The 20495-nt window shown below is 32.2% G+C and carries 19 protein-coding genes, 8 tRNA genes and 1 riboswitch; of the genes, 19 read left to right on the forward strand and 8 right to left on the reverse strand.

Annotated elements, in window-relative coordinates:
• Window position 1: 1 nt before the first annotated feature.
• From hemY to ACY191_RS07390, 10 genes are all read left to right on the forward strand, one after another.
• Window positions 2–1405, forward strand: coding sequence for a protoporphyrinogen oxidase (gene hemY, locus ACY191_RS07345; RefSeq protein WP_229367361.1), 1404 nt, complete (start codon window positions 2–4; stop codon window positions 1403–1405).
• Between the two features lie 169 nt (window positions 1406–1574).
• Window positions 1575–2129: an RBBP9/YdeN family alpha/beta hydrolase gene (locus tag ACY191_RS07350; RefSeq protein ID WP_042740039.1), complete on the forward strand. Its 555-nt coding sequence runs from the start codon at window positions 1575–1577 to the stop codon at window positions 2127–2129.
• A gap of 412 nt (window positions 2130–2541) precedes the next feature.
• Window positions 2542–2615 (forward strand) — tRNA-Met (locus ACY191_RS07355).
• A gap of 13 nt (window positions 2616–2628) precedes the next feature.
• Window positions 2629–2704: transfer RNA gene (locus ACY191_RS07360), tRNA-Asp, on the forward strand.
• A gap of 11 nt (window positions 2705–2715) precedes the next feature.
• A tRNA-Phe gene (locus tag ACY191_RS07365) sits at window positions 2716–2788 on the forward strand.
• Window positions 2789–2803: 15 nt separating this feature from the next.
• A tRNA-His gene (locus ACY191_RS07370) sits at window positions 2804–2879 on the forward strand.
• A 14-nt stretch (window positions 2880–2893) separates the two neighbouring features.
• Window positions 2894–2967, forward strand: a tRNA-Gly gene (locus ACY191_RS07375).
• Between the two features lie 10 nt (window positions 2968–2977).
• Window positions 2978–3052 (forward strand) — tRNA-Asn (locus tag ACY191_RS07380).
• 1 nt (window position 3053) lies between these two features.
• Window positions 3054–3125: transfer RNA gene (locus ACY191_RS07385), tRNA-Glu, on the forward strand.
• A 48-nt stretch (window positions 3126–3173) separates the two neighbouring features.
• Window positions 3174–3262 (forward strand) — tRNA-Ser (locus ACY191_RS07390).
• Window positions 3263–3501: 239 nt separating this feature from the next.
• On the opposite strand, the gene ACY191_RS07395 is transcribed toward ACY191_RS07390, so the two are convergent.
• On the reverse strand, window positions 3502–4050 hold the full coding sequence (locus tag ACY191_RS07395; RefSeq protein ID WP_229367309.1) for a hypothetical protein: 549 nt from the start codon (window positions 4048–4050) through the stop codon (window positions 3502–3504).
• Window positions 4051–5161: 1111 nt separating this feature from the next.
• Between ACY191_RS07395 and ACY191_RS07400 the strand changes: the two genes are divergently transcribed.
• Complete coding sequence (locus ACY191_RS07400; RefSeq protein ID WP_042738349.1) at window positions 5162–6010, forward strand: YitT family protein; 849 nt, start codon at window positions 5162–5164, stop codon at window positions 6008–6010.
• 337 nt (window positions 6011–6347) lie between these two features.
• On the opposite strand, the gene ACY191_RS07405 is transcribed toward ACY191_RS07400, so the two are convergent.
• Window positions 6348–6983, reverse strand: a complete 636-nt coding sequence (locus tag ACY191_RS07405) for a hypothetical protein (protein ID WP_229367308.1) — start codon at window positions 6981–6983, stop codon at window positions 6348–6350.
• Window positions 6984–7221: 238 nt separating this feature from the next.
• Here ACY191_RS07405 and ACY191_RS07410 point away from each other — a divergent pair, with 238 nt between their 5' ends.
• Window positions 7222–7668, forward strand: a complete 447-nt coding sequence (locus ACY191_RS07410; protein WP_107589542.1) for a GNAT family N-acetyltransferase — start codon at window positions 7222–7224, stop codon at window positions 7666–7668.
• Window positions 7669–8748: 1080 nt separating this feature from the next.
• Here ACY191_RS07410 and ACY191_RS07415 read toward each other — a convergent pair.
• A complete protein-coding gene (locus ACY191_RS07415) occupies window positions 8749–9333 on the reverse strand; it encodes an Ltp family lipoprotein (RefSeq protein ID WP_232165195.1) in 585 nt (194 codons plus the stop codon).
• A 338-nt stretch (window positions 9334–9671) separates the two neighbouring features.
• On the opposite strand from ACY191_RS07415, the gene menE reads away from it, so the two are divergent.
• Window positions 9672–11063, forward strand: coding sequence for an o-succinylbenzoate--CoA ligase (gene menE, locus ACY191_RS07420; RefSeq protein WP_229367306.1), 1392 nt, complete (start codon window positions 9672–9674; stop codon window positions 11061–11063).
• A 14-nt stretch (window positions 11064–11077) separates the two neighbouring features.
• Window positions 11078–12082 carry an o-succinylbenzoate synthase gene (gene menC / locus ACY191_RS07425; protein ID WP_229367305.1) on the forward strand — a complete coding sequence of 335 codons (1005 nt, stop codon included), beginning with the start codon at window positions 11078–11080 and terminating at the stop codon, window positions 12080–12082.
• On the opposite strand, the gene yidD is transcribed toward menC, so the two are convergent.
• The gene (yidD, locus tag ACY191_RS07430) at window positions 12079–12315 is read right to left on the reverse strand and encodes a membrane protein insertion efficiency factor YidD (protein ID WP_107513312.1); all 237 of its coding nucleotides are present in this window, start codon (window positions 12313–12315) and stop codon (window positions 12079–12081) included. The two genes, menC and yidD, sit on opposite strands and share 4 nt — an antisense overlap.
• Before the next feature lie 60 nt (window positions 12316–12375).
• On the opposite strand from yidD, the gene ytkD reads away from it, so the two are divergent.
• Window positions 12376–12855: an RNA deprotection pyrophosphohydrolase gene (gene ytkD, locus ACY191_RS07435; RefSeq protein ID WP_042738357.1), complete on the forward strand. Its 480-nt coding sequence runs from the start codon at window positions 12376–12378 to the stop codon at window positions 12853–12855.
• Window positions 12836–13624, forward strand: a complete 789-nt coding sequence (locus tag ACY191_RS07440) for an alpha/beta hydrolase family protein (RefSeq protein WP_229367304.1) — start codon at window positions 12836–12838, stop codon at window positions 13622–13624. The genes ytkD and ACY191_RS07440 overlap by 20 nt, the downstream gene beginning before the upstream one ends.
• A 117-nt stretch (window positions 13625–13741) precedes the next feature.
• Here ACY191_RS07440 and pckA read toward each other — a convergent pair whose 3' ends face one another.
• Window positions 13742–15331 (reverse strand): phosphoenolpyruvate carboxykinase (ATP), encoded by a 1590-nt coding sequence (gene pckA / locus ACY191_RS07445; RefSeq protein WP_042738358.1) that lies wholly within the window; start codon window positions 15329–15331, stop codon window positions 13742–13744.
• 165 nt (window positions 15332–15496) lie between these two features.
• Window positions 15497–15609: riboswitch (SAM riboswitch) on the forward strand.
• Between the two features lie 109 nt (window positions 15610–15718).
• Here pckA and metK point away from each other — a divergent pair.
• From metK to ACY191_RS07460, 3 genes are all read left to right on the forward strand, one after another.
• Window positions 15719–16915: a methionine adenosyltransferase gene (gene metK / locus ACY191_RS07450; RefSeq protein ID WP_107513098.1), complete on the forward strand. Its 1197-nt coding sequence runs from the start codon at window positions 15719–15721 to the stop codon at window positions 16913–16915.
• A 91-nt stretch (window positions 16916–17006) separates the two neighbouring features.
• Window positions 17007–17915: an NERD domain-containing protein gene (locus tag ACY191_RS07455; protein ID WP_107513097.1), complete on the forward strand. Its 909-nt coding sequence runs from the start codon at window positions 17007–17009 to the stop codon at window positions 17913–17915.
• Window positions 17916–18395: 480 nt separating this feature from the next.
• Window positions 18396–19232, forward strand: a complete 837-nt coding sequence (locus ACY191_RS07460; RefSeq protein WP_229367303.1) for an aldo/keto reductase — start codon at window positions 18396–18398, stop codon at window positions 19230–19232.
• 109 nt (window positions 19233–19341) lie between these two features.
• On the opposite strand, the gene ACY191_RS07465 is transcribed toward ACY191_RS07460, so the two are convergent.
• From ACY191_RS07465 to ACY191_RS07475, 3 genes are all read right to left on the reverse strand, one after another.
• Window positions 19342–19698, reverse strand: coding sequence for a fluoride efflux transporter FluC (locus tag ACY191_RS07465; protein ID WP_042738362.1), 357 nt, complete (start codon window positions 19696–19698; stop codon window positions 19342–19344).
• The gene (gene crcB / locus ACY191_RS07470; protein WP_042739017.1) at window positions 19695–20060 is read right to left on the reverse strand and encodes a fluoride efflux transporter CrcB; all 366 of its coding nucleotides are present in this window, start codon (window positions 20058–20060) and stop codon (window positions 19695–19697) included. Before crcB ends, ACY191_RS07465 begins: the two co-directional genes overlap by 4 nt.
• A 65-nt stretch (window positions 20061–20125) precedes the next feature.
• The gene (locus tag ACY191_RS07475; RefSeq protein ID WP_042738363.1) at window positions 20126–20431 is read right to left on the reverse strand and encodes a hypothetical protein; all 306 of its coding nucleotides are present in this window, start codon (window positions 20429–20431) and stop codon (window positions 20126–20128) included.
• Window positions 20432–20495 lie beyond the last annotated feature (64 nt).

The following is a 20495-nucleotide window of genomic DNA, read 5'->3' on the forward strand; positions in this document are numbered from 1 at the left end:
TGTGAGTAAAAATATTGCAATCATCGGTGCAGGTATCACTGGCTTGTCTAGTGCTTACTTTATTAAAAAGCAACACCCAGAATGTTCGGTGACAATTTATGAAGCATCGAATCGAGCAGGCGGTAAGATACAAACCTATAGAAAAGATGGATATACGATTGAATTGGGACCAGAATCGTATTTAGGCAGAAAGCAAATTATGACAGAAATTGCTGAAGAGATTGGATTAGGTGAGGATTTAATCACAAACCAAACAGGGCAATCATATATTTATGCTAAAAATAAACTATATCCAATTCCCGGTGGTTCAATACTTGGTATACCAACAGATATAAAGCCTTTTTTAAAGACAAAATTAATTTCTCCATTAGGTAAGTTACGTGCGGGTAAAGATTTAATTAAACCATCATTAAGTATCGATAATGATATCTCTGTAGGTCAGTTTTTCCGTGAACGATTAGGCGATGAAATACTTGAAAATTTAATTGAACCGTTGATGGGTGGCATATATGGTACAGATATTGATGATTTAAGTTTAATGAGTACCTTTCCTGAGTTTAAACAAAGAGAAGAACAATTTGGTAGCCTAATTAAAGGTATGAAATATGAAAAGGAACAACGTCAAAAACAGCGTCAATTATATCCAGGTGCACCAAAAGGTCAATTTAAACAATTTAGACATGGTTTAAGTTCATTTATTGAGCATTTAGTTGATTATGTTATTAAACAAGGTGTTGAAATAAAATATAATACGCCAGTATCAGCAATACGTAAAAATCAAAAAAGTTATGACTTAGTTATAGATGACAATTCTACATTTAGTCATGATGGATTACTAATTACTACACCTCATGAAACATTTACAAAATGGTTTGAAAACGACCCAGTATTTGATTATTTTAAATCGATGGATTCGACTTCAGTGGCTACAGTTGTCTTGGCATTTGATCAGCAGAATATTGAAAATACTCATGACGGTACTGGATTCGTAATTGCGCGTACAAGTCAAACTGATATTACAGCTTGTACATGGACAACGAAGAAATGGCCTTTTACTACTCCGGATGGAAAAGTATTGATAAGGGCCTATATTGGTAAACCAGGTGATACAGTAGTTCAAGATCATACAGATGAAGAAATCGTATCAATTGTGAGACGTGATTTAAGTCAAATGATGAAATTTAAAGGTGATCCAGAATTTAGTATTGTAAATAGATTGCCAAAAAGTATGCCTCAATACAAAGTTGGCCATATAGATAAAATAAAAGACATTCAAACGCATGTGAAAAAAACTTATCCAAACCTACGAATTACAGGCGCTTCATTTGAAGCAGTCGGTTTACCTGACTGTATTAGACAAGGTAAAGATGCAGTTGAAGAATTATTCATAGATTTAAATTTATAAACAGACAGTCATTTCTACTCAATATTTAAAAGAGTTAGAAATGACTTTTTTAATTAAAAAATTTAAAAACATAAAGAAGATATGAGATAATAATAATGTGATATACATATTAATATAGTAATAAAAAAGGATAAGATAGGCTTTAATTTAGTGAAGTGGGGGACTTATAATGACAGATATAATAATAGTCCATTCAAAATATGGCGATGCAACAAATCATTGGTACGAATGGTTAGCCAATAATTTAATATTAGAGGGGTATAATGTGACTTTATTCAATATACCGGTAGAAGATCGAGAAAATATGAATACTTGGGTTAAGCGAATGGAAGAGCAAATACAAGTACAAAAATATGAAACATATTTTGTAACTCACGGATACGGAACATTGGCAGCACTAAAATATATTGAAAAGACAGCGATTGGCAAGGTTGAAGGGTTATTCAGTATTTCAGGTTTCAAAGAGGATGCCCATGATATAGATGAAAATATAGAGTTAGATGTATCTATTGATTATAAGGATGTTAAGTCTAAAGTAGAACAATTTTATGGATTATGTGCAGTCGATGATAAATATGTTAACTACCAAGAAACAAAACGTTTGATGGATACATTAGGTGGTAGCTGTAAAATTACGAGCCATGGGGGACATTTTTTAGAATCTGATGGCTTTGACACTTTTAATGCGTTACAAATGAAAATGCAAGCTATAATGACGAAATAAAGTATTAATAAATATGAATAATTTTATAATCTGAAAAGAAAAAGTAACTCAGTTCAATATAATATATGACGAAAAATAGCTTTGAACTAAAATGTCATGTTCATTTAAAGCTAAAAAAATAGGGATTTAATCCTTATTTACCATTAATATTTGTATAAATAAGGAACTAAAAGTAAAAATATATTGTTATGTTCCTTTTTTACACAAAATACTTTCTTGAAGTTGTTGACTATACGCCGAAAACTTTATATACTAATAAAGTCTTAAGAGATAGACGCGATGTCCAAACGACAATTATCGCATTTAATATTTAATAACTTATTAAGTGAATGTAAATTATTTTTAAAAAAGTGTTGACATTAACTTAACAAACATGATATATTAATTGGGTAGGCGTTATAAATAATATTAACGCGGGATGGAGCAGTTCGGTAGCTCGTCGGGCTCATAACCCGAAGGTCGGTGGTTCAAATCCGCCTCCCGCAATTACATAGTTTTTGGTCCCGTAGTGTAGCGGTTAACACGCCTGCCTGTCACGCAGGAGATCGCGGGTTCGATTCCCGTCGGGACCGCCATTACATATTATGGTTCAGTAGCTCAGTTGGTAGAGCAATGGATTGAAGCTCCATGTGTCGGCAGTTCGACTCTGTCCTGAACCATTACTGATTTTTGTGGCGGGTGTGGCGAAGTGGTTAACGCATCGGATTGTGGTTCCGACACCCGTGGGTTCGATTCCCATCATCCGCCCCATAATAATTTAATACGCGGGTGTAGTTTAATGGCAAAACCTCAGCCTTCCAAGCTGATGTTGTGGGTTCGATTCCCATCACCCGCTCCAATAATATTTATCCACAGTAGCTCAGTGGTAGAGCTATCGGCTGTTAACCGATCGGTCGTAGGTTCGAGTCCTACCTGTGGAGCCATGGCCCCGTGGTCAAGCGGTTAAGACACCGCCCTTTCACGGCGGTAACACGGGTTCGAGTCCCGTCGGGGTCATATAAACAGAAGTGAAATATCGCTTCTGTTTTTTTAATACAATGAAATGGAGAGTTGTCCGAGTTGGCCGAAGGAGCACGCCTGGAAAGTGTGTAGGCGCCACAAGCGTCTCGAGGGTTCGAATCCCTCACTCTCCGCTACTTATATTTTCTAATTTTTTATGAAACACCGTAACCTTTATGTAATAGAGGTACGGTGTTTTTTTTGTATTGCTTTTGTAAAATATGTCAAATTCAAGAGTTCGTTCATATGGATCTATGTTTCACATATCGCGCAAGGCTTCTAGCATTTTATTTTCTTCTTTTTTATTAACAGGCATAAAATTTTATCCTAAAAAAGGTAAAAATATATAGGGCAGTGGGGACTGCCCGTGTGGTTATTCAACTTCAAAATCTTTTGGATTATATTCTACGCCTGCCTCTGCTGCATTTCTCTTTTGAATTTCTACTCTTTCAGCAGGTGTTGCATTATTCCATTCATCTTGACCATTCACCCAATCCTCGTGTGCCTTTTGCTGAGACGGTGTTCTATATATACCGTTGTTCTCGTAATCATATTTTTGTACAGTATTAGTATTCGAAGTATTGTTATTTTCTGTAGTTGTAATATTTTGTTGGGATTGTTGGTAATTTGCTTGTGCTGGTTGATCTTCGGTAGCTTGTGTTGCATTGTCTTGTTGTTCATTGCTTACGCTGTCATTATCTTGTTGACTATCGGTGTTGTTAGCTACTTGTTGTTTGTCAATGTCAGTATCCTTTTTCTTATCGTTGTCAGATTTCTTTCTATCTTGCTTTTTAGACTCTTTCTTTTTATTTTCGTCTGTTGATTTAGTTTCTTTTTTACCTTCTGGTTTACTTTCTTCCTTGTTGCCACATGCTGCTAATACTAAAAAGCTTGCTAATAATAAAATTAAAACCTTTTTCATTCCACATTGCTCCCATTCTATAAGTTTTTATATTCAAGCACACGTAGGGGAGAAAACTGTATTAGATAATCTCCGAAGAGTGTGGTTAAATCGTACTTAATTTTATAATTCTCTAAACATTATTGTACAAAACTTTCTAAAATCTCAAAAAAAATAGCCATTTCATATAATGAGTGATAGCCTTGTTTGAATGTATCAATTGTTCTAATAAGAGAAACTAGTAACTCCTATGCTCTTTTGCGAGCAAAACTCTTGAATTCTATATTGTTAAATTGTATTTGAACTATAATATCTCTTAATGCAAATTCATGATGGATACTTCTTATGATATTACCACATTCATTATCAAAATGGGCATTAATTTTATCTTGTTATGTAATTTTTCTTCAGTGATCTCAGTTGGTAGCTAATTGTAAATGTTGTTAAAAAATATGGAGTAGGAAAGCTCAAATATAAAATAGGATATCTTGAAGTAGAGATAGAATCCAAAGGCGATAAAAAGGTATTAGTAACAAAGTATAGGAGAGCGGAAATTCTACTATGATAAATATTTTATATTCGACTAATGAATGATTTAAATTCTGTTTTTCAACTTCTAGTCTTATAGAAAGACCAGAGTCATTAGGATTATTAGAATGTTTTAATCCTGAATCTATATTTATATAGAAAACGATATCTTCTGTAATACTTTCGAATACTGTAAATGATATGTTAGGTTCATAAAAATAATTGTCTATCTCATTTAAGTCGCTTGCTTAATTATTTGATTTATTAATTTCATGAGAGAATACTACAAATTCATCATTAATAATTTTATTTTCATACGTAATTGTTAAATCGAAAATAACTGTTTTCAAATCATCTTCTACAATACTTTTTTTATGGTTTAGGCAAAAAGAAACATTGATACTTTCATAATTTAAATTTGTTGAAGTTGATCATAAAAAAAGAACTGTTTCGAAAGTTTTGGGATTATCTTAACTAATAGATCATATATAAAGACTGTATAACTTTATGTTTAAAAGATTGTATGGTATTAAAAAGTATATCATTTGTATATTTAAATATGGTATTATGTATAAGTTATTTTAACAATGAGGAGGTAAATGCTATGAAATCTCTGATAAAGAACCATTATAAAAATATTATTATATGTTTAATAGGAACATTTATAAATGCAATTGGAGTAAACGGCTTTTTATTAGGATCTGATTTAGGCGATGGTGGAACTGTAGGTATATCGTTAGCATTAAAATACTCACTTGGTTTTTCACCAGCATTAACATCATTAATTATAAATGTAATTCTTATTATAATTGGATGGAAATATCTTAGTAAAACAGTTGCAATTTATACAGTTATTTCCAATACAGCACTATCATTATTTTTAGAATTAACGAAAAATGTTAATTTAGGTATTCATGATTTTGTTATTAATTCAGTATTTGGTGGAGCAATCATTGGTATAAGTGTTGGTTTTGTATTGTCTACAGGTAGTACAGTAGGTGGGCCAGCAGTAGTAGCTAGAATATTTAATAAATATTTTGGATTTAAAACGTCTAAGACTATTTTTTTATTAGATAGTCTAATTGTTTTGTCATTTTTAATTGTCTTGCCATTAAGAAATGTGTTATTTACGATTATAATGTTATTTATCACTGAAAGAGCAACGTCATTTATAATTGAAGGATTCAATCCTAAGAAGGCGGTAACTATAATTTCTGAAAAAAATGAAGTATTAGCAGATAAAATTAATAGTTTTACTGGGAGAGGAACTACTATTTTACCAAGTAAAGGCGGATACTCAAAAAATGAGTCAGGCATGCTTTATGTGGTTGTTCATCAATCACAAGTTACTAAAATAAAAAATTTAGTTTACCAAGAGGATGAAAAAGCATTTTTAGTTATACATGATGTTAGAGATGTACTAGGCAGCACATTTATAAATAATATTACATAAGGTGAAACGTTTATGATTAAGTTGATGTGCCAATTGAAATTGATTTTAAAAATGGGTGATAACTGCAGTTAAAATTTTTCAAAACTCTTTTCATAAAAAAATCCTTGCTATTTTATCGATTGATTAGTCGATGAAATAGCAAGGATTTTTAAGTTTTAGAATGGATTTTAAGTTTATTACAAGAGATAACATTCTAAATCCATCTATAACTAATATGCTACGTTTAAATTCCTTTCTGTTCTAGCTATAGGTCTATATCGATTAGTAGGAATTGGCCATGTAATATTTGTTATTGTTTAAATTGATAGTTAAAGAATGATATTATTTGATACTGTTGTTAATTATTTCTATATTGATCGTATACACCATTTTCAATTTTATTTTCTTCTTCTTGGATTTTTTCATAAACTTGATCAGCATTATCACCATCGTAATAACCATTTTCTATTGCATATTTTGTCTGCAGTTCAGCTGATGAGAGTCCGCCATTATATTTTTTTCTTAGTGCATTATAATACTCATCTTCTGTTTGTGCTGCATTTATCTCAGCATTTACATCGTTAGTATTTTGAGTTTGTGTGCTAGAATTTTTGTTATTACTATTTTCTGTATTATTTACTTGTTGTTGTGTGGCATTAGTTTGTTGATTAGTTTCTTGTTGTGTTTGATCGTTCTGTTGGTTGTTATTATTTGCGACTTCTTGTGAATTAGTGTTTTGGCTTATATTATTTGAATTATCACTGTCTTTATTTGATAAGCTTTCTTTGTCGTCTGTCTGTTGTTCTTTTTTCTTATCCTCATCTGACTTTTTATTAGTTTTCGTGTTGTTGTCTTTCTTTTTATCATTATTTTTCTTGTGTTCATTATTAGAAGATTTGTTATCATTAGTATCATCTAATTTACTTTCTTCTTTGTGCGCACATGCAGTTAGAAGTAAAAAACTTGCTAAAAATAAAAATGATAATTTTTTCATTTTATCTCACTCCTTATCGTTTTCGCGTTAAATTATTATTATTGTAGTACATATAAAATTATAACAAAAAAGTTTGGTACAATTGGTAATTATTTTTAATTTTAACCTAATTCTATAATTAAATCATTTTGTGTTAGCTGATATTGCATGTTCTTTTTAAATGAAACTGACATAATAGAGGATAGTTATTTATTCGTATTAATGCATTTATAGTTTGTTGGAAAGAGGGGGTAGTGTGATGTTACGTAAGGTATCTAAAACAATGGATATTCCGTTTGAGTTATTGTTAACTGCGGATCCTTCCATGCAGCAACTTAAAAAATGTTTGTCTGAAGGTTGTTGTTACGTATTAACTGAAAATGGTGATATTATAGGAAGTTTTATTATTAAATCATCATTAGATAGTTTAGAAATCACAAATATTGCTGTTGTGGAAAGTAAACAAAATCAAGGAGTAGGGAAATATCTAGTTGATGCGATTTGCAAAGCTGCTGAGCAAAGGGGTTATAGGTCGATAAATGTAGCAACAGGCAATTCAAGTATTGGGCAATTGGCTTTTTATCAAAAGGCTGGATTTCGAATTGTAGCAGTTGAAATGAATTATTTTACAAATAATTATGAAGAGCCGATTTACGAAAATGGCATATTATGTAGAGATTTAATAAGATTAGTTAAGAAATTATAAGCTGATTTTACATTCAAGTAGCTATTTTTAGCTTTAGGTTTAAAAAAACTTTCTATGAATAATATTGTATGCTAAATTATATATATCATCAAAACCATTCATTAGGGAGTTGCAATTATTAGATGAATAACAAGACTTTAAAGTATGTAAGTATACTCTCAAATATCATGGGTTGGATTGCAAGTATGGGGATTTTGGTTACTTTAATTTTAAATTTCTATTATGAAACAAGTGAGAATGTATTGTTCAACATTGGTTTTGAAGTAACGGGGACATCACTGTTATGTCTCACAATCTTTTTCGTATTGCTTATGATAAGTACCTTTGGATCGTATATAACTAAAAAGTTAATTTAGGTATAACAACCTTTTAAATAATTAAAAGACCAATTGGATTCAGTTGGTCTTTTTTGCATGTTTAATTATAAAATTTTAAGGATTTAGACATGATGAATGCGTGGATAAAATATGCTATAACTGTGATTTAATTAAATAAATCACTAAAATAAATACAATTATGGACAAAACAAAAAGGCTAATTGAAAAAATTTTCATTGTTAGATGTTGTTTTTTAAATGCTTCGATTTCAAAATGCTCCATTGAATTAAAATCTAAAGAATTTTTATATTGGTGCTGATTAATAAAACCATAACAACTGGTAATTAATAAAAATAGTGAAACACAACTCATAATGATGATGAAATAAACCATATAAATTCTCCTAACGTTCCGCAATTAAAATAATGATGTAAATATAGATAATGTATTAAGTTGCACCATGCATTGCTTATTACAAATTATTATAATTAATATATTGCGCTAAATCAAAATCATTGTCATATCTTTAAGAAGATTTTTTGTTAACTAAGTAATTGCCCCAAATAGCTTGTTTATGTACATGTATTAGAAGTATTTTAGTCGGAATGTATTTGTCTATACTAACAAATTGAATTACTTTTGATTTAAGAAATAACGATATTGTGTTTTTATAAAACTTTGAATGATTTAAGTATTTTCTGTAAAAAATAAACACTAGCCTATTGTATGATTAGCTAGTGTTTAAAATTTCAGTATTTTTACATTATTTATTTAAGTGATCAATGGCATATTGTGCTTCTTCTTGGGTGAATTTCTCGCCATAGCTAGATGTGAGTTGGTCATAGATAGCATCATTAGACATATCTTGTGAATCTGCATAATCTTTTGCTTTTTTTACAGCATTTTCTTTGTAATTTGCTTTGAGATGATCAATAGCATACTGTGCGTCATTACTATTAAATTTTTCTCCGTAACTCGAAGTAAGCTGTTCGTATATACCTTGCTTAGACATATGCATCGTATCGGAATATGTTTTTGCTTTATTTAAAGCTGCTTTTTCCTGTCTTGTAGCATTGCTATCGTTTTCTATTTGGGCACCATCATCAGAAGAACCATTGTTGTTTACGACAACAGAAGAAAATATAGCAATGGCTATAATAGTTATAATAATTAGTAATAAACAACCGCCACATCCACCGAGGATACCCCATAACCATTTTCGGCTTTTTTTCTTATTCTGTTGCGCTTGATATGCTTCCCATTGTTGTTGGTGATGCGTATTGTCGTATTGTCTATTTTGGTCTGGATTTTGTTTGTGAGAGGGCAGTGTATCTTTATCTCCTGTCATAATATAATCTCCTTAATAATTTTATTTTTAAAATGCAGACAACATTTTAATGTTATAAATACATTGTACAACAATACAGTTTGGAGTATTACTGTTTTTTTAAAATAGTAATAATTAAATATTTGATATCAATAAGTAATGGGATTTTTAGAAATATCAATAGTCATGTAAATTAGTTGAAAATAGTAAATTTTATGTTGATTTAAATAATTAACAACAAGTGTATATCTAAATATGCTGTGTAATGAATATCAACGACAAAGCAAAAATTGAAACTGATACCCTGTTAATTAATATAAAACGCGTTATAATGAATGGTGAGATGGAGGAATGTTAGCGTGAAATTTTGGTTGGAACAACAAGCAGAAATAAATGGAGATGGATGTTTTTTAGATGATGGAGTAAATCAAGTTACCTTTAAGGATGCATATCAATATGTAACGAGACTGGGTTATGTGTTAGCCAAATACAATCCTAAGAGGGTGGGACTTTATATAGATAATACCATCAAATCAACTTTGTTAATCAATGCCTGTTGGGCGGCTGGTATTGAAGTTGCATTGTTGAATACGAGATTAACGCAACAAGAAATGTTGGCTCAAATGTCTTCAATAAATGTTAAATATATTATTGCGACACATGAATTGTCATTATTGGACTTTAAAATTATACAGTTAGCAGAGCTTGAGTCTAACATGTCAGATCAACAAATTGTACCTCACTTTTCATTAGAAAGTATTGCTTCTATTATGTTTACCTCTGGTACGACTGGACCTCAAAAAGCAGTACCACAAACATTTGCCAATCATTTTGCGAGTGCACTTAGTTGCAAGGAAAGTTTGGGGTTTGACGAACAAACGAAATGGTTGTCTGTGTTACCAATCTATCATATATCAGGGTTAAGTGTACTATTAAGAGCGATGATTTCAGGTTTTACTGTGCGTCTTGTACAAAAATTTGATGCTGCGCAAATGCTTGATATTATTGTGAACGAACGACCTACACATGTGTCATTAGTACCACAAACGTTGAAGTGGCTATTGGATAGTGGTTTGACCAAGCCGTTTAATATCAAGCGTATCTTATTAGGTGGTGCTAAATTATCTAGCGCATTAATTGAAGAGGCATTAGCTTATAATTTACCAATATATAATTCATTTGGCATGACAGAAACTTGTTCTCAATTTCTAACAGCGTCACCTGAAATGTTAAGTGAGCGATTTGATACTGTTGGAAAGCCAAGCTCTAATGTCGCAGTGAAAATTAAAGACCCAGATCATAATGGTCATGGTGAGCTACTAATTAAAGGTGGTAATGTGATGAAGGGGTATTTATATCCGCAAAATACTGCAGGTAGCTTTGATTCAGAAGGCTATTTTAAAACGGGTGACATTGCAGAAATTAATAGCGAAGGTTATGTAATGGTTTATGATCGACGTAAGGATTTGATCATTAGTGGTGGTGAAAATATTTATCCATATCAAATAGAATCAATTGCCAAACAATATACAACAATAGAAGATGCATTATGTATCGGTATTAAAGATGATGTTTGGGGCGAGGTGCCATGTCTTTATTATGTGGCTCAAGAGGAGATTCAAGAACTTGATTTAAAAGATTACTTAGAACAACATTTAGCAAAATATAAAGTACCTAAAGTATATAGACGAGTTCAAGCATTGCCATATACATCTACTGGCAAATTGCAAAGAAATCAATTTAAATCATAGCTAGGAGTTTTCTTATGAAATTGATTGAGATGAAACTATTTGAATATCAAACACATTTTAAACATCCTGTGATAACACCCAAAGTCAAATTAGACTATAGAAAATCATTATTTGTGAGTCTAAAGATGAGTAATGGTAAAGCGTATTATGGTGAGTGCAATGCATTTGAAACAAACTGGTATGATGATGAAACAATATCAGACGTCTTATCTCAAGTTAAATATTGGTATAAAACTTATCAAGGACAGACCTTTGATTCAATGCAAACCGTTCAAGCATCCTTGGAAGGATTGGAAGGTTATCCTGCAACAAGAAGTATGTTAGTGATGGCGTTTTATCAAATGTTCTATAAACTAGAACAATTTAATGTGCCTTATGGTGCGACTGTGAGCGGTTTAACAGATAGTAATTTACTACAATTGAGAGAGACTGAGCCCCAAAGAGTTAAACTTAAATGGTCTGATAATATATTGAATGATGTTCAAAAGGTTCAAGCTTTACCATTTAATTTACAGATAGCTATTGATGCTAACGAAAGTTTAACGGATAATGAACGAGATAAATTGCAGATTTTAAGTGAAGCGGACATTCTTTATTTGGAGGAACCATTCGCAACGTTGGACCAATTAATGGCATATGACACTAATACGATTCCCACTGTAGCGATTGATGAAAAAGCGACATCGAAAGCAAATATAATAGATGCATTACATCGATATAATGTCGAGGTTATCATTGTCAAACCGTTTAGGTTAGGTGGTATTGATCGCGTAATCGAATTAATTGATGTTATTAAACAATATGGTGGTAAAGTGGTTATAGGTGGCATGTATGAATATGGATTAAGTCGCTATTTTACAGCGATGGTTGCTCAATGGGCAGATTTTCCAAGTGATATTACACCAGCTGGATATTACTTTGAGCAAGATGTGGTTGCAAATTCAGGCATATTAAAAGGAGGTTCTATTCAATTTGAACCTCCAATAGTACTGACATCAAGACTTAAACGTATATATTAATCTTTAGTTGACTTATTCTTCTTTAACGGAACTGGATCGAATCCGCCTTTATGCAGTGGATGGCATTTCAGTATGCGTTTGATTCCTAGCCATGTACCTTTAAATGGACCATAAACAACGATTGCTTCGCGTGTGTATTCAGAACAAGTAGGATAGAATCTACACGTTGCTGGTGTCACGGGTGAAATATAATGTTGATAAATATAAATGAGTCCAAGGAAAATTTTTTTCATATAATTAGCCTCCAACTAAAATCATAGCATTGTTAGTTTAACATAGAAAGAGGAAGAGTGATGAGCGTGAAGTTTAAAGATAAAGAAAATGATAATGTATATTTAACGTATAAAGACGATTCAGATATTCCTGACGGTGAACACGTTCTAATCATTCCGAACTATCAAGGGAAATTATTATTCACACAACATAAAGTAAGAGGTATTGAATTTCCGGGAGGCAAGGTTGAACCTGGGGAAACCAGTTTAGTTGCTGCAAAAAGGGAATTGTTTGAAGAAACTGGTGGTGTTGGAGAAACATTTCATTATATTGCCCAATATTATGTAGAAAGAACTTGCGGTAAAAGATTTACTAAAGATGTGTTTATGGTCACCGTAGATGTCTTAGAGCAACAGTTAAATTATTATGAAACGCATGGTCCTTTATGCTTTAATGATGTTTCAGAAGTACCGAGCAACAAAAAGAGCTATTTATTAAAAGATGCAGCAATTTTACAATGCTTAGAAAGAGTGATGGAAATTGGCTTTTATAAATCATAAGCGCATGCCAGTCGAGAGTTTAGATCATATATTTGAAGAGGTTACGTACTTGGTTGATAATTTAAAGGTTCGTGGACTGATGATGCGACCAACACGTACTGTGAAACGCATAGTTATATATTTGCGCGGAGGTAAAGGACAGGTAGGGATGGTCCGTACAGGACGTTTGATGCAATTTTATGATGCGCACACTTTAGTATTTGGTCCTTATTATCGTGGCAATAATGGTAGTGAAGGTAAAGATGAATTTTATGGCGGTGATTTGGATGATGTATGCGTTGCTGTTCGAATACTACATGACATGTATCCTGATGCACCAATACATATGGTTGGTTTTTCTAGGGGTGGCTTACAAGGTTTATTAACTTTCCAAGCATTGCCAGTTTCAAGCTTTATCATTTGGGGTGGCGTGTCGAATATACATTTAATGTATGAAGAACGTGTTGATTTAAGAGGAATGTTACGCAGAATGATTGGTCACCCAAAGAAAGATTATGCTGCTTATGCTAAGCGAGATGCATTGACATCAATAAACTCAGAGTGTCCGCCCATCTTCATTGTGCATGGTGGCAAGGATAAACAAGTAGGTATACATCAAGCATATCATTTAGAATGTAAATTGTCTGAAAGAAACGTGACATTTCGTACATTTTATCAAATGGATGAAGGTCATGTACCAAGACCGCCTGCAATTAAACATGCATTAAACGCTGTTAAGCAGTGGATGACGGATGTTGAAAATAATTGTATTCAGCAACACTACATTTAATATAATCGTCTTCTAAAATGAGTTGGAATATAATAGCCTGAATGTTTAAAAATATATTTATTTTTGTTAATTTATATAAAAAAAGACCGTGTGTTAGGCACACGGTCTTTTTTGGTATTATTTAAATCCACCATTTTTTGCTAGGTCAGATACTTCTTCACCAAACTTTTCAAAATTACGTTTGAAGCGGTCGATTAAATCTTGAGCTTGCGCTTTGTATTCATCTGATTTGCTCCAAGCGTTAATTGGGTTTAATAATGTTTGAGGTACATCTTCGACATGAATTGGAATATTTAATCCGAACATATCATCTTTAATGTATTCAGCATCTTTAAGTTTACCTGTAATGGCTTGGTTTACCATTTGTCTAGTGTAGTTTAAGCTGATTCTTCTACCAACACCATATTTACCACCAGTCCAACCAGTGTTTACGAGATAGACATCAACATCATGTTTATCGATTAGGTCTCCGAGTAAATCTGCATATACCTTTGCATTTAATGGCAAGAAAGGTGAGCCGAAGCATGTTGAGAATGATGGTTCAGGTTCTGTAACGCCACGTTCAGTACCTGCTAATTTAGCAGTGAACCCACTTAAGAAATGATACATTGCTTGATCTTTAGATAATTTGGAAATTGGAGGTAATACACCAAATGCATCTGCAGTTAAGAATATAATTGTATTAGGATGTGCAGCTTTTGATGGTGTTACAATGTTATCAATATGATTGATAGGGTATGCAGCACGTGTATTCTCTGTGTATTTATTATCATCGAAATCTACATCACCGTCTTCATCAACGACAACGTTTTCTAAAATTGTTCCATACTGGATAGCGTCGTAAATTTGTGGTTCCTTTTTATATGAAAGGTTAATTGCTTTTGCATAACAACCACCTTCAATATTGAAGATCCCGTTGTCATTCCATCCGTGCTCATCATCACCAATTAATTTACGTGTAGGATCTGCGGATAACGTTGTTTTACCTGTTCCTGAAAGACCGAAGAATAGTGCAACATCGCCTTTTTCGCCGACGTTAGCAGAGCAATGCATACTCATAATATTATCTTTCGGCAACAGGTAATTCATTACAGAGAAAATACCTTTTTTCATTTCACCTGCATATTCAGTACCACCGATTAAAATAACTTTGTGTTTAAATGAAGTAATGATAAATGTTTCAGAATTTGTACCATCTACTTCTGGATTAGCTTTAAAATGTGGCGCTGACACGATTGTGAAATTAGCTTTAATTTCTTGTGCTTCTTCTTTAGATTTTGGACGTATAAACATGTTTTGGGCGAATAAATTATGCCAAGCAAGTTCATTGATTACTGTTAACTTTAACTGTGATTCTTCGTCACTACCTGCATAACCATTAAAGACATAAAGTTCGTCCTTTTGATCTAGGTATTCAAGAACTTTGTCATATAATTTTAAAAATGTTTCCTCTTCGATAGGTTGGTTGATATTACCCCAATCGATAGAATCTCTATAAGATGGTTCTGTCACGATGAATTTGTCTTTAGGTGAACGTCCAGTATATTTACCAGTCTTTGCATTAATTGCTCCAAGTTCTGTTAATTCACCCTCACCATTATTTAAAATCTTGTTATACAATTGTGTTGTAGAAAGTTGGAATAATGATGACGTTTTGCCCAAAATGTTTTCGATTTTATTAGTGTATGTGTATGTATCTACAGCCATACTCAATCCCTCCAAAGTTATTTGTATTGTAAGCCTTTACAATTAAAAAGTATAACACATATGATTTATTAGTACACATCATTTTAAAGGGAATTTAAAATTTATATTAATAAATGTTAAATTGACATTATTACTTAACTTCGGTACTATAGTGATTAACGGATTCTCTTATCCTGAGAGGCGGAGGGACATGGACCCAATGAAGCCCAGCAACCTCTTCTTAATACGAAGAAAGGTGCCAAACCGTTTGCAGACAAATACCGTCTGAACGATAAGAGCGAATGGACGTATTAGGGCCTTCTCTCTATTTAATATAGTGAAAAGGCCCTTTTTTAATGAGCTCACAGTATAGAGAATATTCGTAATTTAAAACTAAAGGAGCAAATTATGACTTACAATAGAAGATTATTCACATCAGAATCTGTAACAGAAGGACATCCAGATAAAATTGCCGACCAAGTTTCAGATGCGATTTTAGATGAAATATTAAAGGATGACCCAAATGCACGTGTAGCTTGTGAAACGACAGTTACGACTGGTATGGCGTTAATTTCAGGTGAAATATCAACAACTACTTATGTTGATATTCCTAAGGTAGTAAGAGAGACAATTAAAGAGATTGGCTATACGCGTGCTAAATTTGGTTATGATAGTCAAACAATGGCAGTATTAACAGCGATAGACGAACAATCACCTGACATCGCTCAAGGTGTGGATACCGCATTAGAATATCGCGATGATTTATCTGAGGCGGAAATAGAGGCGACAGGTGCCGGAGACCAAGGCTTAATGTTTGGCTATGCAACAAATGAAACAGATACTTATATGCCATTGCCAATTTTCTTATCTCATCAATTATCTAAACGTTTATCAGACGTAAGGAAGGATGGCATATTAGACTATCTTCGCCCAGATGGTAAAGTGCAAGTAACTGTTGAATATGATGAACATGATAAACCAAGCCGTATTGACACAATTGTAGTTTCTACGCAACATGCTGAAGATATTGAATTAGAACAAATTCAAAATGATATTAAAGAGCATGTTATTTATCCAACAGTTCAAAAAGATTTACTAGATGAACAAACAAAATTCTACATCAATCCTACTGGTCGATTTGTAATTGGTGGACCTCAAGGAGATGCGGGCTTAACAGGTCGTAAGATTATTGTAGATACGTATGGCGGATATGCACGCCATGGTGGTGGATGCTTTAGTGGTAAGGATCCTACAAAAGTTGACCGTTCAGCAGCATATGCAGCACGTTATGTAGCTAAGAACATTGTTGCAGCAGGATTAGCTGATAAATGTGAAGTGCAACTTGCTTACGCAATTGGTGTTGCAGAGCCAGTTTCTATATCAATCGATACATTTGGTACAGGAAAAGTGAATGAAAGTGTGTTAGTTGAAGCGGTTAGAACTCACTTTGATTTAAGACCGGCAGGAATTATAAAAATGTTAGATTTAAAACATCCTATTTATAAACAAACTGCAGCATATGGTCATTTTGGTCGTACGGATGTGTTGTTACCATGGGAGAAACTTGATAAAGTCAACTTATTGAAAGATTCTGTACAAGCATAATAAATTGCCTTAAGTGTATAGTTTACACTCGAATAAACAGATGATTTCCATTATAATAAAGTTACTGATCACATAAAGGAGCGTTATTGTTATGAACTCATTGGGACCTTTAGAAATTGGTTTAATCGTGGCAATTATCGTAGCAATTATTTGTTTGATTTTATTTATTGCTGCTTTAAACAGTAAGAAGAAAGCACAGAAAAAGATTGAAGAACAATATCAATCTAAAGAACAAAAGTTAAAAGAAGCACACGAAGAAGAATTAGAAAAAGAAAGAATCGAAAATAAAAAGACTGTTACAAAACAAAAAGAAGAATATGATGCGACAGTCAATACTAAAGATAGAGAAATTGATGCACTGAAACTTTTCTCAAAAAATCATAGTGAGTATGTAACAGATATGAGATTGATTGGTATTCGGGAACGCTTAGTAAATGAAAAGCGAATTAGACCTGAAGATATGCATATTATGGCCAATATCTTTTTACCACGAAATGAATTTAGTGATGTGCAACATATCAGTCATTTAGTATTAACACGTACAGGGTTATATATAATCGATTCCCAATTGTTAAAAGGTCATGTCTATAATGGCATCAGTGCAAATCAATTCAAAGATCAACCAATGATTGAGCAAGTCTTCGATACATTAGATCTTGATAAGCAAAAGGCTCAAACATTAGTATTAGATCAAAATGATGATAAGAAATCATTGAATTTTGTAAATTATACTGAGCATATTAATGATATTGAAAAGTTAGCAGGCGATATTCAAACAGAATTGAACTTGAAATTCACACCGACGACTATCTTGTACTTTAATCCGAAGAATGAAGGTGCTGTTACAATCACAAACTATGCACAAAGTTCAAATTCTAAAGTGCTTGTTGGTCCAGAACAATTGGATGAATTCTTTAATAAGTTTGTCTTCCATGGTCGAATTCAATACACTGTCGAAGATTTACAACGCATTATGGATGAAATTGAATCTTTTAATTAATATCTTTGCTAAAGTAACGTAATCAATTTTCTGAAATGAATAGAGTGGTTGGGACTTAAATCATCCATTCTCAAATAAAAGAGAGCTAATCCATTGTTGATTAGCTCTTTTTTTTATATTTAAATTTGGTTCGTAATATATGTAGATAACAAAAAATAATAAATTCCGTGTAATTAATTGTAGCGTAGATAAATTTAATTTGAAGTTTTTGATTTGAAAATACATCATCATGTGGAGTATCTGGCGAGAGGCCTAAGTGAAAAATGCTAGGCAAAGACCAATGGTGAGATGACATGCTAGGAAAACGAACTGAGAAAACTATGATAAATTAAAGTTTGGAAGTAGTAAATATGTGCAATACATATTAGTGATTAACGTAATAAATAGCTAATTTATTTGGTTATGAAGCTTTTTGATTTATATGACTTACGAAATTGTATATCATGTAAGATAAGTAAAGTAAAAAAGGGGATATGAACATTGGAAAATATTACGTTTTACAATGGCAATGAAATGCCGATACTTGGATTAGGTACATTTAGAGTAGATAATAGCGATCAATGTAAAGAAGCAGTAAAACATGCTATAGAGAGTGGATATCGCCATATTGATACAGCTATGATTTATGAAAATGAAGAAAAAGTTGGCGAAGGTATTGCTGAAGCGTTAGAATCTACTGGTATTGACCGAAGCGAACTATTTATTACTTCGAAGTTATGGTTAGCAGATTATGGCAGAGACAATGTTGCAGATGCTTATGCAACGAGTTTAAAAAAATTAGGATTAGACTATTTAGATTTGTATCTTATGCATTGGCCAGGTACTGATGAAGCGTTAATGATTGATACATGGCAAGGTATGGAAGATTTATATAAAGATAATAAAGTTAAAAATATCGGTGTTAGTAACTTTGAACCAAGTCATTTGGATGCACTATTAGCTCAAGTTTCAATTAAACCAGTGATTAATCAAGTTGAATTTCACCCATACTTACTGCAACAAAAATTAAGAAACTATCTAGAAGTTCAAAATATCCATTCTGAGTCATGGTCACCATTAATGAATGCACAAATCTTAGAAGATGAGACAGTGCAACAAGTTGCTACAGAAATTGGTAAAACACCAGCTCAAGTAGTTATTAGATGGAATATAGACCATGGTGTCGTTGTTATACCAAAATCTGTGACGCCATCTAGAATTGAAGAAAACTTAAATGTCTTTGACTTTAAATTGACTGCAGAGCAAATTGAAAAATTAGACCAGTTAAATGAAGATAAACGTATTGGACCAAATCCATTAGAATTTACTGGCGAATAAACCATTTAAATTTAGAAATATTAATATTAAAAAGAACCTAGTAAATGCGTTTTTATAACAATTCATTTACTGGGTTCTTTATTTTGTTAACTAATATTGCTGATTACATTTATAAAATAATATACCCGATGAAACAGGCGGCGAATGAAACAACATATTGGAGTAAGGAATATCCAATAAAATGCCACAGATTTTGTTTATCTACTAACATCTTTACAAGTTCAGAAGATAAAGTAGAAAAAGTGGTTAATCCGCCTAGGACACCAATAATTAGCAATGGATGTATCCAAGATGTATGTATAGTCATTCCCATAATAAAGCCGATAAAGAAACTACCTATAATATTAACGAATGGCGTAGCAATTGGAAATGGGGAAGTGAATTTAGTAGCACAATAATTTGTAATAAAGCCTCTAATGACTGCTCCGATACCGCCACCTAACATTACGAATAAAATATTGATCATGCTATCTTCCCTCCAATTCGCACACCGATATAACAAACTATAATCCCAATGATATAACTCGTAATCGCATAAATAACTAATAATAAATAGTACTGGTGCGCTAACATAGATACTAATTCAAATTGGAAAGTAGAAAAGGTGGTAAAGGCTCCGATAAAGCCAGTAGTAATACCTTTTTTTAAATGTGCGTTATTGGCGAAATATTTTAGTGCTAAACTACCTAACAATCCCATTAAAAAAGAACCCATGATATTAGCTATGAAAGTACCGGTGGGAAAGCCACTATCAGGATTCATAAAAGAAAACCAATATCTTAAAAGTGCTCCAATTGAGCCACCAATAAAAATAAATAGATATTGCATCATTTATACGCTTCCTCTCAATAAAATAAAATACTACAAAAGTATTTTACCTTTTGTAGCATAATTTAGAAAATAATACCAAATGTTGAAAGCGAAGAAAGGATATGAATGATAATTACGATGAGTAATACAAACGGTAATATTTTACTCGCTTTTCTAATCCAATCTGATTTGTCTTGAGAATGTTTAATCGATTTATCTGCAAAAATAATAGAAATTATTAAAATAACAGCATTTATAATACTACAAACAAAAATTAGTTTAATTATAGAATTAAAGTGCATATTTAGAAGAGGATTTCTAGTATTAAAATAAAAACTGATAATAATCAATAAACTAGATAAATAAAAATAAAGTTTTGAACGTGCCATATTTACCTCCTAGTGCAATTCATCTAATAATGATACCATATTTTTACATAAAATTAACTAAATT

Source organism: Staphylococcus sp. TCBT05, from assembly GCF_055179755.1.

What these genes read in the sequence shown, in the direction of transcription:
- ACY191_RS07395 (WP_229367309.1), bottom strand. Translation starts at nt 4,050, where the DNA reads ATGAAAAAGGTTTTAATTTTATTATTAGCAAGCTTTTTAGTATTAGCA.
- crcB (WP_042739017.1), bottom strand. Translation starts at nt 20,060, where the DNA reads ATGCAATATCTATTTATTTTTATTGGTGGCTCAATTGGAGCACTTTTA.
- ytkD (WP_042738357.1), top strand. Translation starts at nt 12,376, where the DNA reads ATGAGCGTGAAGTTTAAAGATAAAGAAAATGATAATGTATATTTAACG.
- menC (WP_229367305.1), top strand. Translation starts at nt 11,078, where the DNA reads ATGAAATTGATTGAGATGAAACTATTTGAATATCAAACACATTTTAAA.
- ACY191_RS07405 (WP_229367308.1), bottom strand. Translation starts at nt 6,983, where the DNA reads ATGAAAAAATTATCATTTTTATTTTTAGCAAGTTTTTTACTTCTAACT.
- ACY191_RS07400 (WP_042738349.1), top strand. Translation starts at nt 5,162, where the DNA reads ATGAAATCTCTGATAAAGAACCATTATAAAAATATTATTATATGTTTA.
- ACY191_RS07415 (WP_232165195.1), bottom strand. Translation starts at nt 9,333, where the DNA reads ATGACAGGAGATAAAGATACACTGCCCTCTCACAAACAAAATCCAGAC.
- pckA (WP_042738358.1), bottom strand. Translation starts at nt 15,331, where the DNA reads ATGGCTGTAGATACATACACATACACTAATAAAATCGAAAACATTTTG.
- ACY191_RS07350 (WP_042740039.1), top strand. Translation starts at nt 1,575, where the DNA reads ATGACAGATATAATAATAGTCCATTCAAAATATGGCGATGCAACAAAT.
- metK (WP_107513098.1), top strand. Translation starts at nt 15,719, where the DNA reads ATGACTTACAATAGAAGATTATTCACATCAGAATCTGTAACAGAAGGA.
- ACY191_RS07465 (WP_042738362.1), bottom strand. Translation starts at nt 19,698, where the DNA reads ATGATCAATATTTTATTCGTAATGTTAGGTGGCGGTATCGGAGCAGTC.
- yidD (WP_107513312.1), bottom strand. Translation starts at nt 12,315, where the DNA reads ATGAAAAAAATTTTCCTTGGACTCATTTATATTTATCAACATTATATT.
- ACY191_RS07475 (WP_042738363.1), bottom strand. Translation starts at nt 20,431, where the DNA reads ATGGCACGTTCAAAACTTTATTTTTATTTATCTAGTTTATTGATTATT.
- ACY191_RS07410 (WP_107589542.1), top strand. Translation starts at nt 7,222, where the DNA reads ATGTTACGTAAGGTATCTAAAACAATGGATATTCCGTTTGAGTTATTG.
- ACY191_RS07455 (WP_107513097.1), top strand. Translation starts at nt 17,007, where the DNA reads ATGAACTCATTGGGACCTTTAGAAATTGGTTTAATCGTGGCAATTATC.